This window comes from Spirillospora sp. NPDC049024 (genome assembly GCF_040649235.1).
In the GTDB taxonomy this organism is placed as follows: Bacteria; Actinomycetota; Actinomycetes; order Streptosporangiales; family Streptosporangiaceae; genus Spirillospora.
The window spans coordinates 49,061-63,434 of sequence record NZ_JBEZFD010000008.1 but is presented as its reverse complement, the minus strand read 5'-3'; the positions used below and the strand labels follow the sequence as shown (position 1 = coordinate 63,434).

At 72.0% G+C, this 14,374-nt stretch carries 16 protein-coding genes; 8 read left to right on the top strand and 8 right to left on the bottom strand.

Annotated features, from left to right (window positions below):
* Positions 1–13: 13 nt before the first annotated feature.
* Genes AB0C21_RS16745 through AB0C21_RS16730 form a run of 4 tightly spaced genes read right to left on the bottom strand, consistent with a single transcriptional unit; the run spans position 14 to position 3,411 of the window.
* On the bottom strand, positions 14–970 hold the full coding sequence (locus AB0C21_RS16745; RefSeq protein WP_500205014.1) for a glycine betaine ABC transporter substrate-binding protein: 957 nt from the start codon (positions 968–970) through the stop codon (positions 14–16).
* A gap of 19 nt (positions 971–989) precedes the next feature.
* Complete coding sequence (locus tag AB0C21_RS16740; protein WP_500205013.1) at positions 990–1,763, bottom strand: ABC transporter permease; 774 nt, start codon at positions 1,761–1,763, stop codon at positions 990–992.
* Positions 1,760–2,770 carry an ABC transporter ATP-binding protein gene (locus tag AB0C21_RS16735; RefSeq protein ID WP_500205012.1) on the bottom strand — a complete coding sequence of 337 codons (1,011 nt, stop codon included), beginning with the start codon at positions 2,768–2,770 and terminating at the stop codon, positions 1,760–1,762. The genes AB0C21_RS16740 and AB0C21_RS16735 overlap by 4 nt, the downstream gene beginning before the upstream one ends.
* Positions 2,767–3,411, bottom strand: a complete 645-nt coding sequence (locus tag AB0C21_RS16730) for an ABC transporter permease (RefSeq protein WP_500205011.1) — start codon at positions 3,409–3,411, stop codon at positions 2,767–2,769. The genes AB0C21_RS16735 and AB0C21_RS16730 overlap by 4 nt, the downstream gene beginning before the upstream one ends.
* 275 nt (positions 3,412–3,686) lie before the next feature.
* Here AB0C21_RS16730 and AB0C21_RS16725 point away from each other — a divergent pair, with 275 nt between their 5' ends.
* From AB0C21_RS16725 to AB0C21_RS16715, 3 genes are all read left to right on the top strand, one after another.
* A complete protein-coding gene (locus tag AB0C21_RS16725) occupies positions 3,687–4,637 on the top strand; it encodes an alpha/beta hydrolase (protein ID WP_500205010.1) in 951 nt (316 codons plus the stop codon).
* Positions 4,638–5,150: 513 nt separating this feature from the next.
* Positions 5,151–5,516, top strand: a complete 366-nt coding sequence (locus tag AB0C21_RS16720; protein WP_500205009.1) for a VOC family protein — start codon at positions 5,151–5,153, stop codon at positions 5,514–5,516.
* 42 nt (positions 5,517–5,558) lie between these two features.
* The gene (locus AB0C21_RS16715; RefSeq protein ID WP_500205008.1) at positions 5,559–5,930 is read left to right on the top strand and encodes an MmcQ/YjbR family DNA-binding protein; all 372 of its coding nucleotides are present in this window, start codon (positions 5,559–5,561) and stop codon (positions 5,928–5,930) included.
* Between the two features lie 982 nt (positions 5,931–6,912).
* Here the strand turns inward: AB0C21_RS16715 and AB0C21_RS16710 are convergent.
* Both AB0C21_RS16710 and AB0C21_RS16705 read right to left on the bottom strand, forming a co-directional pair.
* Complete coding sequence (locus AB0C21_RS16710; RefSeq protein ID WP_500205007.1) at positions 6,913–7,812, bottom strand: type IV toxin-antitoxin system AbiEi family antitoxin; 900 nt, start codon at positions 7,810–7,812, stop codon at positions 6,913–6,915.
* 81 nt (positions 7,813–7,893) lie between these two features.
* Positions 7,894–8,685: an alpha/beta hydrolase gene (locus tag AB0C21_RS16705; protein WP_500205006.1), complete on the bottom strand. Its 792-nt coding sequence runs from the start codon at positions 8,683–8,685 to the stop codon at positions 7,894–7,896.
* Positions 8,686–9,019: 334 nt separating this feature from the next.
* On the opposite strand from AB0C21_RS16705, the gene AB0C21_RS16700 reads away from it, so the two are divergent.
* The 4 genes from AB0C21_RS16700 to AB0C21_RS16685 all read left to right on the top strand — a co-directional run bounded on the left by AB0C21_RS16700 (position 9,020) and on the right by AB0C21_RS16685 (position 12,145).
* Complete coding sequence (locus AB0C21_RS16700; RefSeq protein WP_500205005.1) at positions 9,020–9,352, top strand: hypothetical protein; 333 nt, start codon at positions 9,020–9,022, stop codon at positions 9,350–9,352.
* A 173-nt stretch (positions 9,353–9,525) separates the two neighbouring features.
* On the top strand, positions 9,526–10,119 hold the full coding sequence (locus tag AB0C21_RS16695) for an RNA polymerase sigma factor (RefSeq protein ID WP_500205004.1): 594 nt from the start codon (positions 9,526–9,528) through the stop codon (positions 10,117–10,119).
* The gene (locus AB0C21_RS16690; RefSeq protein ID WP_500205003.1) at positions 10,112–11,089 is read left to right on the top strand and encodes a CU044_5270 family protein; all 978 of its coding nucleotides are present in this window, start codon (positions 10,112–10,114) and stop codon (positions 11,087–11,089) included. Before AB0C21_RS16695 ends, AB0C21_RS16690 begins: the two co-directional genes overlap by 8 nt.
* 150 nt (positions 11,090–11,239) lie before the next feature.
* A complete protein-coding gene (locus tag AB0C21_RS16685) occupies positions 11,240–12,145 on the top strand; it encodes a TIGR03564 family F420-dependent LLM class oxidoreductase (protein WP_500205002.1) in 906 nt (301 codons plus the stop codon).
* Here AB0C21_RS16685 and AB0C21_RS16680 read toward each other — a convergent pair.
* Positions 12,123–12,509: a VOC family protein gene (locus AB0C21_RS16680; protein ID WP_500205001.1), complete on the bottom strand. Its 387-nt coding sequence runs from the start codon at positions 12,507–12,509 to the stop codon at positions 12,123–12,125. The two genes, AB0C21_RS16685 and AB0C21_RS16680, sit on opposite strands and share 23 nt — an antisense overlap.
* On the bottom strand, positions 12,506–13,123 hold the full coding sequence (locus tag AB0C21_RS16675; RefSeq protein WP_500205000.1) for a TetR/AcrR family transcriptional regulator: 618 nt from the start codon (positions 13,121–13,123) through the stop codon (positions 12,506–12,508). Before AB0C21_RS16675 ends, AB0C21_RS16680 begins: the two co-directional genes overlap by 4 nt.
* 282 nt (positions 13,124–13,405) lie before the next feature.
* Between AB0C21_RS16675 and AB0C21_RS16670 the strand changes: the two genes are divergently transcribed.
* Complete coding sequence (locus AB0C21_RS16670) at positions 13,406–14,323, top strand: ABC transporter substrate-binding protein (protein ID WP_500204999.1); 918 nt, start codon at positions 13,406–13,408, stop codon at positions 14,321–14,323.
* Positions 14,324–14,374 lie beyond the last annotated feature (51 nt).

Sequence of the window (14,374 nt, the reverse complement as noted above, 5' to 3'; positions counted from 1 at the left end):
CCCCGACCACCGGCTAACCGCCGATGAACCCCTTGGACTTCAGCCAGCTCTCGGCGACCTCCTCCGGCTGCTTGCCCTTGATGTCGACCTCGCCGTTGAGCTCCTGGAGCACCGAGTCGGTGAGCACCGCGGCGATCGGGTTCACGATCTTGCCGATGGCGGGCGCGTCCTTGTAGACGGACTCCCGGACGGTGAGGGCGGGGTTGTAGACGGGGAAGAACTTCCTGTCGTCCGGCACCGGGGTCAGGCCGAGCGCCTTGATGCGCCCGTCGGTGGTGGCGACCTCGCCGAAGGCGCACGGCTCGCCCTTGCCGACGGCGTCGTAGATGGCGCCCTCGGCCAGGGTCGCCACGGCCGACTTCGGCAGGCTGAACCCGTAGGCCTTCTGCAGGCCGGGCCAGCCGTCGCTGCGTCCCGCGAACTCGCTCGCCACGCATGTGGACGCCTTCGACGGGTCGCTCTTCGCCAGCCGCGCGTAACCCGACAGGTCCGCTATCCCGAGCCGCCGCATGGTCGTCGTCTTCACCGCGATGGCGTAGGTGTTGTTGGCGGGCGCGGCGGCCAGCCACCTCACCTTGTTCTTCGCGAGGTCCTGCTCGGCGACGGCCGCGTACTGCCCGGCCGGGTCGCCGATCGGCTCGGTCTGCTTGAGGTAGTTGATCCAGGCGGTTCCCGTGTACTCCCAGTACGTGTCGATGCTGCCGGACGTCAGCGCGGCCCGGGTCGTGTTGCTGCCCTGGAGCCCGCACTTCTCCTTGACGGTCGCGCCCGCCGAGCGCAGCGCGAGCGCGGTCACCTGGCAGAGGACGAGCTGCTCGGTGAACTCCTTGGACCCGACGGTCAGGGTGACGCCCTTCAGCGAGGCGCCCTTGGCCAGGCTCCCGGCCTTGGCGTCGGTTCCGGTCGAGCTGAAGCATCCGGCGGTCAGGGCGACGGCGGCGAGGGACGCGGCGGCGGGGAGCATGCGCATGGTGACTCTCCTCGGGGGTTCAGAGGCCGCGGGGGCGCAGGACGAACTCGACGATGCCGACCAGCCAGTCGGCGGCCATCGCGAGCACGGCGGTCAGGACGCTTCCGGTGAGCAGGATCGGGGTCCGGTTGAGGGAGATGCCGGTGTTGATGAGGTCGCCGAGCCCGCCCGCGTTGGTGAACGCGGCCAGCGTCGCGCTGCCCACGTTGAGGATCACCGCGACCCGGACGCTGGCGAGGATCACCGGGACGGCGAGCGGCAGCTCGACGCGGAACAGGACCGCCGCCCTGGACAGGCCGATGCCGCGCCCCGCCTCGACGAGCGACCGGTCGACGCCCCGCAGGCCGACCATCGTGTTGCGCAGCACCGGCAGGGCCGACACGAGGATGAGCGCGATCACCGCCTTCTGGAAGCCGATGCCCACCGTCACGGCGAGCAGGACGAGGACCCCGATGGACGGGACGGCCTGGCCCACGTTGGCGAGCGCGAGGAACGGCGCCGCCAGCCGGTCCAGCCGCGGCCGGGTCAGCAGCACGCCGAGCGGGATCGCGATCGCCAGGACGAGCGCCGTCGACACCGCGACCAGCGCGATGTGCCGGAGGAACTGGTGGGTGATCTCGGTCCGGTCGAGGGAGCGGCGCTCGATCGCGTCGAGGTCGAGGCCGCGCACGTAGAGGTAGAGCGCCGCCGACACCACGGCGAGGAAGACGGGGGTGACGAGGAGCCCGGCGAGGGAGCGTCCGCCGGCCTCGTCGCCGGGCCTCGTCCGCTCCGGCACCGCCGTGACGGTCATCGCCGCCGCTCCGGGGCCTGCCGGACGATCGCCGACCACGAGACGGCGCCGGCGGGGCGGCCGTCCCCGTCCAGGACGGTCGCGGTCTCGGCCCCGGCGCGGAGCATCGCGTCGAGGGCCTCGTACAGGGACTGGTCCGCGCGGACGGTCGCGCCCGCGGCGCCTTCGGCGGCGGGCCGCAGCTCGATCGAGCCGACCTCGACGAGCCGCAGCCGCCGCATCGCGGCGCCCGCCCCGACGAACTCCCTGACGAACCCGTCGGCCGGCTCCGCGAGGATCGCCGCGGGCGTGTCGTACTGCACCAGCTTCGCCCCCTGTCCGAGGATCGCGATCCGGTCCCCGAGCTTGAGCGCCTCGGTGAGGTCGTGGGTGACCAGCACGATCGTCTTGCCGATCCGGGCCTGGAGCTCCAGGAACGCGTCCTGCAGGCGCTCCCGCGTGATCGGGTCGAGGGCGCCGAACGGCTCGTCCATCAGCATCGCGGGCGGGTCGGCGGCGAGGGCGCGGGCGACCCCCACGCGCTGCTGCTGCCCGCCGGACAGCTCCTTCGGATACCGGCCGCGGTAGGTGCCCGGGTCGAGGCCGACCATGTCGAGCAGCTCGTCGACGCGAGAGCGGACGCGCCCCTTGTCCCAGCCGAGCGTGCGCGGGATGAGTCCGACGTTCGCGGCGATCGTCATGTGCGGGAACAGCCCGACCTGCTGGATCACGTAGCCGATGCGGCGGCGCAGCCGGTCGGGGTCGGCCCGGGTGACGTCCTCCCCGTCGAGCAGGATGCGTCCCGCGGTCGGCTCGATCAACCGGTTGACCAGGCGCAGCGTGGTCGTCTTGCCGCAGCCGGACGGGCCCAGCAGCACGACGATCTCCCCGTCCCGGACGCTGAGCGTGAGGTCGTCGACGGCCGGGGCGTCCTGCCCCGGATACCGCTTGGTGACGCCCTCCAGCCGGATCATCTCCCGTCCGGGCGGGGCGGCCTGCGCGGTCTCGGTCGCGGCGGGTTCGGTCATCGCAGCCCCCTGGGGGTGGTGAGCCGGGACAGCAGGAGGAACAGCGCGTCCAGGACGAGCGCCAGGACGGCGACGCCGAGCGTGCCTGCGAGGGTGTCGTTCAGCGCGTTGGCGCCGCCGATGCGGGCCAGCCCGCCGAAGATCAGCTCGCCGAGCCCCGGCCCGGCCACGGCGGCGGCGATCGCCGCGATCGCCACGGTCATGATCGTGGCGACCCGGACGCCGGTGAGCACGACCGGCCAGGCCAGCGGCAGCCTGACCCGCAGCATCCGGCTCAGCGGCCCCATCCCCATCCCCCGCGCCGCCTCCTCGACGGCGCTCGGCACGCCGTCCAGGCCGGTGATCGTGTTGCGCAGGATCGGGAACACAGCGTACAGCGCCAGCGCGGTGACGGTGGGCGCCAGGCCCAGCCCGAACACCGGGATGAGCAGCCCGAACAGGGCGAGCGACGGGACGGTGAGCATGGTGCCGGTGACGCCGAGGGCCAGCCCCCGCGCCCGCGGCCGCCCCTCGACCGCGATACCGAGCCCGATCCCGACCACCGCCGCGATCCCGACGGCGATCAGGACGACCTCGGCGTGCTCGCCCGCCATCCGGGCGATCGTGGGCCAGCGTTCGGCGAGGTACTCGGAGAAGCTCATCGCCGCCTCCCCTCACCGCGGGGGTCGGCGGGAGCCCGGACAAGGACGGTGGCGTCGGCGTCTCCCATACCTCAGAGGCTGCCTACGGATGATCAGTCTGGCAATAACAGATCGGTGAGAACGAACACGCACTCCCGCCCCCAGCGCCGCCAGACCCGCGAACCCCCCACCTCCGCCGCGCCGAAGCGACCGCAGATCGACCCCCGGAAAAGGCGGCTGGGCAAAGGGCGCGGACCGGCCGACACTGGTGGGACCGCGCCGAAAGGAGCCCCGAGGTGCCGTACGCCTACGATCCGGAACTCCTCCCGTGGATCGAGACGGTCCCGGATCTGTCGATCGCCGACATCGAGCAGACCCGCCGGGACGAAGCGAAGATGTTCGGCGGGATGCCGGAATACGTCCCTCCCGCACCGGTCGAGACCCGCGACATCACCATCCCCGGACCACCGGGCGCCCCGGACGTCCCGCTCCGCGTCTACGCTCCGGCAGACCGGGCGGGGGTCCTTCCCGGCCTCGTCTACCTCCATCCGGGCGGATTCGTCCTCGGCAGCATCGACATGTCCGAGGACGACGCGACCCGCATCGCGGCAGAGGCCGGCGCCGTGGTGGTCTCCGTCGAGTACCGGCTCGCTCCCGAACACCCCTTCCCGGCCGGGCTCGAGGACTGCTACGCCGCCCTCACCTGGACGGCGGCGCACGCCACCGATCTCGGCATCGCCCCTGACCGGCTGGCGGTGGGCGGCGAGAGCGCGGGCGGCGGACTCTCCGCGGCCGTCGCCCTGCTAGCCCGGGACCGGGGCGGTCCCCCGCTGTGCTTCCAACTCCTCAGCGTCCCTGAACTGGACGACCGCCTAGACACGCCTTCCATGCGCACCTTCACCGACACGCCGATCTGGCACCGCCCCAACGCCGAACTGAGCTGGGATTACTACCTGGGCAAGGGTGTCCGCGGCACCGAAGCCGTCTCCCCGTACGCGGCACCCGCCCGAGCCGCCGACCTGTCCGGTCTACCGCCCGCCTACATCACGGCCTGCGAGTTCGACCCGCTACGCGACGAGGCCCTGACCTACGCCCAACGCCTGATCCAGGCAGGCGTCCCCACGGAGGTCCACCACTACCCAGGCACCTTCCACGGCTCCACGATGATCACAGCCGCCACCATCACAAACCGCATGCTCGCCGACCGCACCAACGCCCTCCGCCGCGCCCTACACCTCACCCCCTGACCTGCCCAAAACGACCACGCGAACGAGCCCACCACAGCACCACACCGCCGGGCCCGCGAGGACCACTCGCACGCACCTCCACCGACCACCGACCACCGACCGGCAACGCGGCCCCGCCCGCAGGCACATGACACCGACCGCCACACCCCAACGTTGGCCCACCAGCCAAGCCGTTTTCCGCACAGCGGAAGGAACCAACACTCCCGTTACGCCCACCCACAAGGATCGAAGCGTCGGACGCGCCCCAACTCACGCCCCCGACTGGACGCGGCCCCATGCTTCCCAGGGCCGCGTCCAACCCCACCGCCAGCAGTCACGGCAGTCCATCCGGGCACGGTGGCGTCGACGCCGCCGATCGCCAGCACCAGCGCTCTCGCCAGTGCCCGGCTCATGCTGATCCTTCCGGGGCCGCGTCCTGACCTGCGCCATGCACGCCTTCGCCTGCTTCCGGGACGAGCGGGCGGCCCCGCTCTCGCATCGGCGCGTGTCGGTGGGGGCGGCTAGCCTCTGGCCATGGCAGCGCGCTTCTCCCACCTGGTCATCGATTCTCGAGAACCGTCCGCCCTCGCCGAGTTCTGGGCGGCCGTCCTCGAGCAGCCGGTCCTCTACCGGTCGGAGGACGAGGTCATCGTCGGGGCGGACCCGCACACCTACCCCGGACTGTGCTTCATCCGCGACAACGGCACGAAGACCTCGAAGAACCGGCTGCACATCGACCTCGACCCGGACGACCAGGACGCCGAAGTGCGGCGCATCCTCGCTCTGGGCGCCTGCCGAGTCGACATCGGCCAGTCCGCCGACGTGTCGTGGGTCGTGCTCGCCGACCCCGAAGGCAACGAGTTCTGCGTGTTGCGGCCTCACGCCTCTCTCATTGAGTAACTCCTCCATGAACGGGCCGAACTTCAGGATGGGATGGCAGAAATGAGTGACTTCGACGCGTTGGTCCGGGTGCGAGAGATCTGTTTGTCGTTGCCGGAGGTGGTGGAGAAACCCTTCGGCGGGCACACGGCGCCCTCCTTCCGCATTCGCGACAAGATGTTCGTGATGACCTCCGAGGACGGCCTGTCCCTGACGTTCAAGGCCGGACCCGGCGTGCAAGAAGCCCTCGTGTCGGAGGCCCCGGAGCGCTTCTTCGTCCCGAAGTACGTGGGCCCCAAGGGCTGGGTCGGCGCGCGACTCGACGTCGACCACGACTGGGACGAGATGACCGAGCTGATCGAGGACAGCTACCGACTCATCGCGCCGAAGCGCCTGGTCAAGCTCCTCGACAGCGAACAGCCCTCCTCTCACTGAGCATCGCCGCCGACGTCCGGTGCCAGCACATCCGGTCCTCGCACACGACGCTCGGCCCATGCGCACGGCGGGCACGCCGCCACACACGGCGGACTCGATGACGTGCGCACGGCGCGCTAGATGGCAGACGTGCGCACAGCGTGCTCTATGGCATACGCATGTCGCGCCGACCCGTCCGCGTGGCTTGCCGGGTCCCATGCACGCGTCTGCGCCCGGCCCATCCGCGCAGCTGCGGCACCCACCCGTGTCCGCGCTGATGCGGTGTCCGGCCGGTCGGCCCGTCCGCGCGGCCGCCGCGACCGCACCGGGCGGCGCGCCAGGCGCCATGCGCGCCTCTCCGCACAGCCATGGCACGCGGCGGTCTCGATCGCATACGAGCGGCCTACCGGGTCTCAACCCGAGCGCCGCGCCCGGCCGAAACGCGCGGCATACCGGGCGGCATGCGCGCCTCTGCACCCTGCCCATGCGCCCGTGAATCCCGCATGCCACGCGAGCGTCGCGCTTGGCCCGTCCGCGCGGTGTGCCGGGTGCCATGCGCGTGCGGTGCCCGGCCCGTGCGCGTGGCAGAGCCGGCCGCCCGTGCGCGCGGCGGGCGCGATCGCATACGGGCGGCGTACCGGGGGGCATGCGCGGGGGCCCTCGGCCCGTCCGTGCGGCGGGCCGAGCGCCACGCGTGAGAGGCGCTCGGCCGTGCGCGCGGTGGGGTCGATCGCATACGAGCGGCGTGCCAGGTGCCTTGCGCGCGGCGGGCCGGGTGCCACGTGTGGGAGGCATTTGGCCCGTGCGGACGGTGGGGCGATCGCATGCGGGAGGTACCGGGTGGCGTGCGCGGGGGCTCGGGGCGTCCGTGCGGCGTACTGGGTCGGTCCGTGCGGCTGGCCGGGAGGCTGCGGGCGTAGTGGCGGAGGGCGGCGTTTAGCGTGGCGACTGGCGGTACGGGGGTGCTGGCGTTGGGGGGGTTCGGTGTTGTCGTCCTCGTGGGTCAGTGGGGGCGGCGGTTTAGGTGGGTTAGGCGGGTGGCTATGCGGTCCATCGTGGTGTTGTCGGGGTTCCAGCCGCGTTGTTGTAGTGCTGTCAGGAGGGTGGCCAGGTAGGGGGTGGGGCGGGTTAGGAAGTTCTTGGTGACGGGGATGATTTCCCAGCCCATTTCCTTGGCAAGCCAGTCTCGGCGGCGTGCGTCGTGGGCTCTGGCCTCTCGGCCGGTGTGGTGGCGTTCACCGTCGTATTCGAGGCCTACGCGGAAGTCGCGGTAGCCGAGGTCGACGTAGAGCGGATGGCCCCGTGGGCCCTGGACGGGGATCTGGGTCTCCGGGCGCGGGAAGCCGGCGTCCACGACGGCTACGCGGATCCAGCTCTCGCCGGGGGAGGCCGCGCCGCGGTCGCCGAGCCGGAGGATCTGGCGAAGCCGTTTGTTGCCTCGGTATCCCGGCAGCGTGCGTGCCATCGCGGCGAGTTCCCCGACGTCCACGTGCCGGCGCAGGAACTGGTCGAGAGCCGCGACCGCCTCGCAGCGAGGGAGCCAGCGGGCGCAGTCGAGGGCGGTGCGGGCCAGGCATGTGAGGCGTACATCGGATTCCTCCACCACGTGGTCGGGCGGTATCTCGACGTTGTCGGCGGTGACCGGAAATGAGTCGGACGTTCCGGGAGTGAGGAACTCGACGTCCCAGTCGATCTCGCTCACTCCCGGGGGTAATACGTCCAGGCCCCACAACCATGCGGCCGTGCGCCGCGCGATGACGACCTCGCGGGGAAGGAGGCCGCTCAACGCTGCGGCGCGTGCGGCGAGACCGGCTCCCTTGACGGGGAGGAGATAGGCGCCCGGGCCGACGGGAATGATCGAATCGGCGGCCGTTCGCTTCCAGGTGAGGGTGAATCCGTCCATGGCCCGATGATGGCGGGCCGGGGGTTTGCGTGAATGCCGGCCCAAGAATGTGGATAACTTGAATTTCCCCAGGTCGGAGCTTTAGTCGCGGAGCGTGCCGCCCGGTGGCGGCTCCTCGGGGACCGGCGCCGCGGAGACGGCGCTCGTGGCCCACAGGGCCAGGCGGTTGATCAAGTCGGGGGTGGCCGCCACCTCGGCGTGGCCGAAACCCGGTTCGATCCAGAGTTCTTTCGGGTCGGACGCCGCCCGGTAGAGCTGGTGGCCGTGCTCGACGGGGAAGAAGGAGTCCGCTGCGCCGTGGACGACCAGCAGCGGCACCGGCGCGATCCGCCCGGCGACCTCGTGGGGCGCCTCCGGGATCGGATCCCACCCGTTGGGGGCGATCCGGGTGCCGCGCGCCAGCCGGACGGCCATCCGGCCCGCGCGCCGTTCGATCACCCAGTGGACGCGCCGCATCGGCGCCGTCCCGCGGTAGTACCAGCGGGCCGGGGCGCTGACGGAGACCACCGCGTCCACCCCGCCGTGCAGCGCCGCGTGCCGGACGACGACGGCGCCGCCCATGGAGAACCCCGTCAGGACGATCCGTCCGTATCCTCGGCGGCGCGCCGCGGCGACCGCCGCGTCGACGTCCAGGACCTCGCGGTCACCGACCGTGGAATGCCCGCCGGACCGCCCGTGGCCGCGGAAGTCGATCCCGATGACGCCGCCGTGCCGTCCGAGGGCGGCGGCGATCCGGCGGAGCGCGGGCTGCCGCCACGAGCAGGTGAAGCCGTGCGCCAGGACGAAGCAGACGTCGCCTTCGTGCCGCGTGTGACCGGCGTCGATGCGGACGCCGTCGGCGGCGTAGAGGGTCAGCGGTTCGGGTGTCGCCACACCTCAATGATCCCGCATCGGCCGCGGTGAGGGCCGGGACGGCTTCTCCTCGGTCCCATAACGGCCTTCCCGCGACACGGCCAAAACCGCATTCCCAAACCACGGTTCTGGTCACGCCGAGCACAAAGACTCGCAAGCGGAACCGGTGCGTTAATCGACCCCCGGGAATCCCGCACCTCAATGGCCCACAGCAGGCACCACGGTTGTCCATGGGGAAATGATGATTTGGGGGTGTCACCTCCGGGGTGGGCTGAAAGGGCAGGCCGCTGGGTAGATATCCGAACGTGTCTGGTGGGCTGATTGGTCGGCGGGCTCAGGCGTCGGATTGGCTGCTATGGACAGCGAAGACCGCGCGCTGCGGGTGAGAGCACGCCGTACGCGGCGAGCCGGTGAGCGCGGAGGCATCCCGCTCCCGGACGATCCGGAATCCCCGGGAACCGCTCCGGAGCACCTGCGCGAGGCCGAGGAGTACGCTCGGCAGGCGATGATCTCCTCGGCACGGGCCCACGACCGCGCCGCGGTGCTCCTGGAGGGAATGGCGACCGCCCATCCCGAAGAGGCGGAACTGCATCTCAAGTCGGCCGCGCGCCATCGCCGGTGGGCCGACAACGACAGGAGCCTGGCCCGGCAGTACGCGCCGCGAAGCAGCGAACCCGACCGCCTCTGAACCCGCCTCCCCGCACACGGCGGGACGCGGAGGCGTCGGCCGCCGGCGCATGACTCCGTCATGCGGAAGGCCGGCCCTCTGAACCGGCGGGAAGCGGACGCGGGGGTGCGGTCAAAAGCCGGTGACCGATACCGACGCTGCGAAAGGTCCGCGATGACCAGGATGAAACCGCGGTGACCGCCGAGGTGCACCAGCACAGCGACAAGGCGATCATCGAGAGGTCCCGGCGGGATCCGGAGGCGTTCGCCGGGCTGTACGACCGGCACGCCCCGGCGATCCACCGGTACCTCGCCCGGCGGCTCGGGCGCGATCTGGCCGACGACCTGATGGCCGAGACGTTCCTGCAGGCGTTCCGGCAGCGCGACCGCTACGACCCGGAGCGCCTGAACGCGCTGCCCTGGCTGTACGGGATCGCCACCAACCTGATCAACCAGCACCGCCGCCGCGAGATGCGGTTCTGGCGGGCTGTGGCCCGCACCGGAGCCGACCCCGCCGCGGGCTCGGCCGACGAGGGGGTGGCGGACCGGGTGGCCGCCCAGGGCACCCGGCCGCGACTGGCCGACGCGCTGCGCCGCCTGAACCGCGGGCAGCGGGACGTGCTGCTGCTGACCGCGTCCGGAGACCTGTCCCCGGCCGAGATCGGCACGGCCCTCGGCATCGCCACCGGCACCGTCCATTCCCGGCTCAGCCGCGCCCGCGCCAGGATGCGCGAGGCGCTCGGCGGGATCGACCCCCTTGACATGGGAGAGGAGCAGTTCCATGGGTGAACTCCACCGCATGTACGACGAGGTGGCCCCGCCGAGCCCGGAGGTCCTGGCCGAGGGCCGGGCCCGGCTGGTCGCCCTCACCGGGGACGACCGGCGCCGCAGCCCGCGGCCCCGGCGGTCGAGGGGCCTGCTGGCGGTCGCTCTGGCCGGCGCGGTGGCGGCCGCCGGGGCCATGGTGGTCGCGGCGCAGGGCTCGGACGACGGCCCCCGCGAGATCCGGCCGGTCAGCGCCCACGAGGTGCTGACCCGGGCGGCCGCCGCCGCCCGCCTGGAGCCCGAGCTGCACCCCCGTCCCGGCCAGTACCTCTACGTCCGGTCGGTCGTCGCCTGGGGGCCGGGCAAGGTCGCTACGGGCAAGTCCGCGGGCAAGGAGACGCGGGAGCGCTGGGTGTCGGTCGACGGCTCCGAGCCGGGGCTGCTGCGCGAACCCTGCCGCAGGCCGGGAGCCGATGTCTGCGACTCCCCGATCCCCGTCCAGGACGAGAGCGCGCCCGTTCCCCGTCCGGGCAGTCATCTGTGGCTGGTGCGTGAGCTGCCGGGGCTGATCGAGCATTGGAAGCCCCAGGTCAAGGCGCACACGCCCGCTCCCGCCGCGACTCCGGGCCGCGACAGGGCTTTCGGGGTGTGGAACTGGTACGGCGTGGGCGAGCTAGTCGGCGACTACCTGCCCCCGAGACTGCGCGCCGAGGTCTTCGAGTTCCTCAGCGACGTCCCGCGGGTCAGGGTGGACGAGCACGCGACCGACGCCCTCGGCCGTCCCGCCGTCGCCCTGTCCCAGGACTCCGGCGGCGGTCGGCTGGAGCTGATGTTCGACCGCTCCACCTACCGCTTCCTCGGCAGCCGCTACCTCGATCTGAAGCCCCGCCCCGTCGGCGGCGACTGGACCTCCGAGCCGGAGAGCGGCGCCGGAGAGGTCAAGACCACCGTCCTCCAGGTCAAGGTCGCCGACCGCCTCCCCACCGGATCCTGACCGCGGACGACGGGCCCGGCATCAGCCCGATGCCGGGCCCGCCGGCGTCGCCCGGTGCGCCCGGCCCGCCGAGCCCGGACGCGCTCCGGCTTCTCCGCTCGGACGGTGGGGAACTGTGCAAGGATCTGATCATCTCTAGAGGAGGTCCTTGTGCGGGTTGGGGTTCTGCTCAACGAGCGGGGCGGGGTCGAGGCGCTGGGCAAGCTGGCCGACGACGCGCGCCGCGCGGCGGACGACGGCTTCTCCTCCGCGTGGATGTCGCAGATCTTCGGGGTGGACGCGCTCACCGCGCTGGCCGTGGCGGGCAGGGGGGTGCCGGGGATCGAGCTGGGGACGGCGGTGGTCCCGACGTATCCGCGCCACCCGGCCGTGCTGGCGCAGCAGGCGAGGACGACCGCCCTCGCATTGCAGGGGCGGTTCACGCTCGGCATCGGGCTGTCCCACAAGATCGTCATCGAGGACATGTACGGGTACGACTACGGCCGGCCGCTCCGGCACATGGACGAGTACCTGTCGGTGCTGGCGCCGCTGCTGGCCGGGGAGAACGCCTCCTTCACGGGTGAGACGGTGCGGGGCCACATCGGGTTGAGCGTGCCCAACGAGGGGCGGGTGCCGCTGCTCCTGGCGGCGCTCGGCCCGAAGATGCTGAAGCTGGCGGCCGAGCGCGCGGACGGGACGGTGCTGTGGATGACCGGGCCCGTCACCGTCCGCGAGCACATCGTGCCGACCATCACGGCGGCGGCCGAGGCGGCCGGACGGGACGCGCCGCGCGTCGTGTGCGTCCTGCCCGTGTGCGTCACCGGCGAGGTGGAGCGCGCGCGGGAGCAGGCCGCTGAGACGTTCGAGGTGTACGGGGTCCTGCCGTCCTACCGGGCGATGATGGACCGGGAGGGCGTGGAAGGGCCGAAGGACCTGGCGATCGTCGGGGGCGAGGACGCGGCCGCGGCGAAGCTCGAGGAGCTCGCGAAGGCCGGCGTCACGGACTTCGTCGCCGCCGAGTACATGCCGGGCGACCGGCGCACCCGGGACTTCCTCAAGTCGGTCGCGGGGAGATGAGCTCGTAGAGGTTGCCGCTGGCGTCGGAGAAGTAGACGCCGCGGCCGCCGAGCGGGTGGTCCTCGTCCACGCGGCCGCTGTCGGCGTGGGCGGGGTCGTCGCCGTAGGGGATCTCGCGGGCGTCGAGGCGTTCCACGATCGTGTCGAAGGTGACCGCGTCCACGTCGAAGGCCAGATGGTGGCCCTGCGGGTAGGCGACGGTCAGGAAGTCGAGGGTGAGGCCCTCGTTCACGCGGATCGGGACGAAGTGCCGCGCGTGCGGGTGCGCGCCGGTGTACTCCAGGCCCATGACGGCGGCGAAGAAGCGGGCGGCCTCGTCGTTGTCGGCGGCCGTCACGATCGCGTGGTTCAGGGTGATCGTCACGCGGCGTCCCCTTCCTTGAGAGCGCCGTGCAGGAAGACGTCCAGGTACTCCTCGACGGACGGGCCCGGTGCGCCGGGGCCGGCGCCGCGGCCGCGGCTGAACACGAAGCCCATGAAGAGGCTCGCCACCTGCTCGACGGGCAGGCGCAGCCGGTCGCGTTCGGGCTCGAACAGCTCGGCGAGCGCCTCGCAGGTCTGGACCATGGAGGCCGCGCGGTCGGGCCCCGGCTCGCCTTCCCCGGGCGCGCGGCGCTCGCGCCGCCCGGTGGCGTGCAGGGTGCCGAGCACCAGGCCCATCCGGGCGAGGTAGGCGTCGATCGCGGCGGCGGCCTCGGCGAGCCGCGCGGGCAGCGGCTGGTCGAGCGGGATGGCGCCGATCTCCGCGAGGACGTGGTCGGTCCGCAGCGCCTCGGCGACGCAGGCGTCCAGCAGCTCGTCCTTGTCGGCGAACACGCGGAAGACGGTCGCCTCGCCGATGCCGGCGGCGCGGGCGATCTGCGCGGTGGTGACGGACGTGCCGTGCTCGGCGACGAGCGGCAGGGCGGTCCGGATGATCATTTCGCGGCGCTGCTCCGGGCTCATCCCGGGGGCGCGCCGCCTGGTTCTCTGCTCCATGCCCGCCACCGTACGGAGTGAGTACTCACTCCGTCAATACCGAAGTGAGCATGATACTCACTCCGCACAACCCGACAGATCAGCATTCGGTGGCTGATACCGTTGCGATGCTGCGCGCCTGGAGCGAAGTCCGGTGGAAAATCCGGCGCTGTCCCGCAACTGTGGTGCCCCTCTCGAAGTGGCCGAGCCAGGTCGCCTCCTCGCGCGCCGACGATTGTCGACCTCGTGGAAGGGCGATCCGTCATGAACGGGCCGCGGCTTCCCTCCAGCCAGGAGGCTCTTGTGAGACCCGTACGCACCTTGGGCGCGGTGATGGCCATCGGCGTCGTCACCTTCGCCGCCGCCTGCGGCGGCGGCGACGGCAAGTCCGGCAGCGCGAAGGACGGGGCGTCCGTCACCGTCCAGGCCGCCAACGGGGCGGTGTCCGTCCCGGCCAAGCCCAAGCGCATCGTGTCCCTCTCCCCCACGCACACCGAGACGCTCTTCGCCATCGGCGCCGGGTCGCAGGTGGTCGCCGTGGACGACTACTCCAACCACCCGGCCAACGCCCCCCGGACGAAGCTGTCGGGCTTCAAGCCCAACGCCGAGGCGATCATCGCGTACAAGCCGGACCTCGTCGTGCTGTCCGACGACCTGGACGGCATCGTCAAGGCGCTGGGCAAGGTGAAGGTCCCCGTCCTGCTGGAGCCGGCGGCCGCGAACCTGGACGAGGTGTACGACGAGATCAACGACCTCGGGCAGGCGACCGGCCACGCGGCCGAGGCGAAGAAGGTCACCGACGGCATGCGCGCGGACATCCAGCAGACGGTCGCCGCGTCGGCCAAGGCCAAGGGCCTCACCTACTACCACGAGCTGGACAACCAGCTTCACTCGGTGACGTCCAAGACGTTCGTCGGCCAGGTGTACGGGCTGTTCGGCCTGCAGAACATCGCCGACAAGGCGGACAAGGCGTCCGGCGGCTACCCGCAGCTGTCCCGCGAGTACCTGCTCAAGCAGGACCCCGACCTGATCTTCCTTGCCGACACCAAGTGCTGCGGGCAGAGCGCCGCCTCCCTCGCCAAGCGCCCCGGCTGGTCCGACCTGGACGCGGTCGGGCACGGCGGCGTGGTGGAGCTCGACGACGACATCGCCTCCCGCTGGGGGCCGCGCCTGGCGGAGTTCGTCAAGGCGATCGGCGACGCGGTCCAGAAGGTTCAGTGACCGCTTCCGCCGAGGACGCCCGGCCGTGAGCAGGCGTCGGCCGCGGCCCGG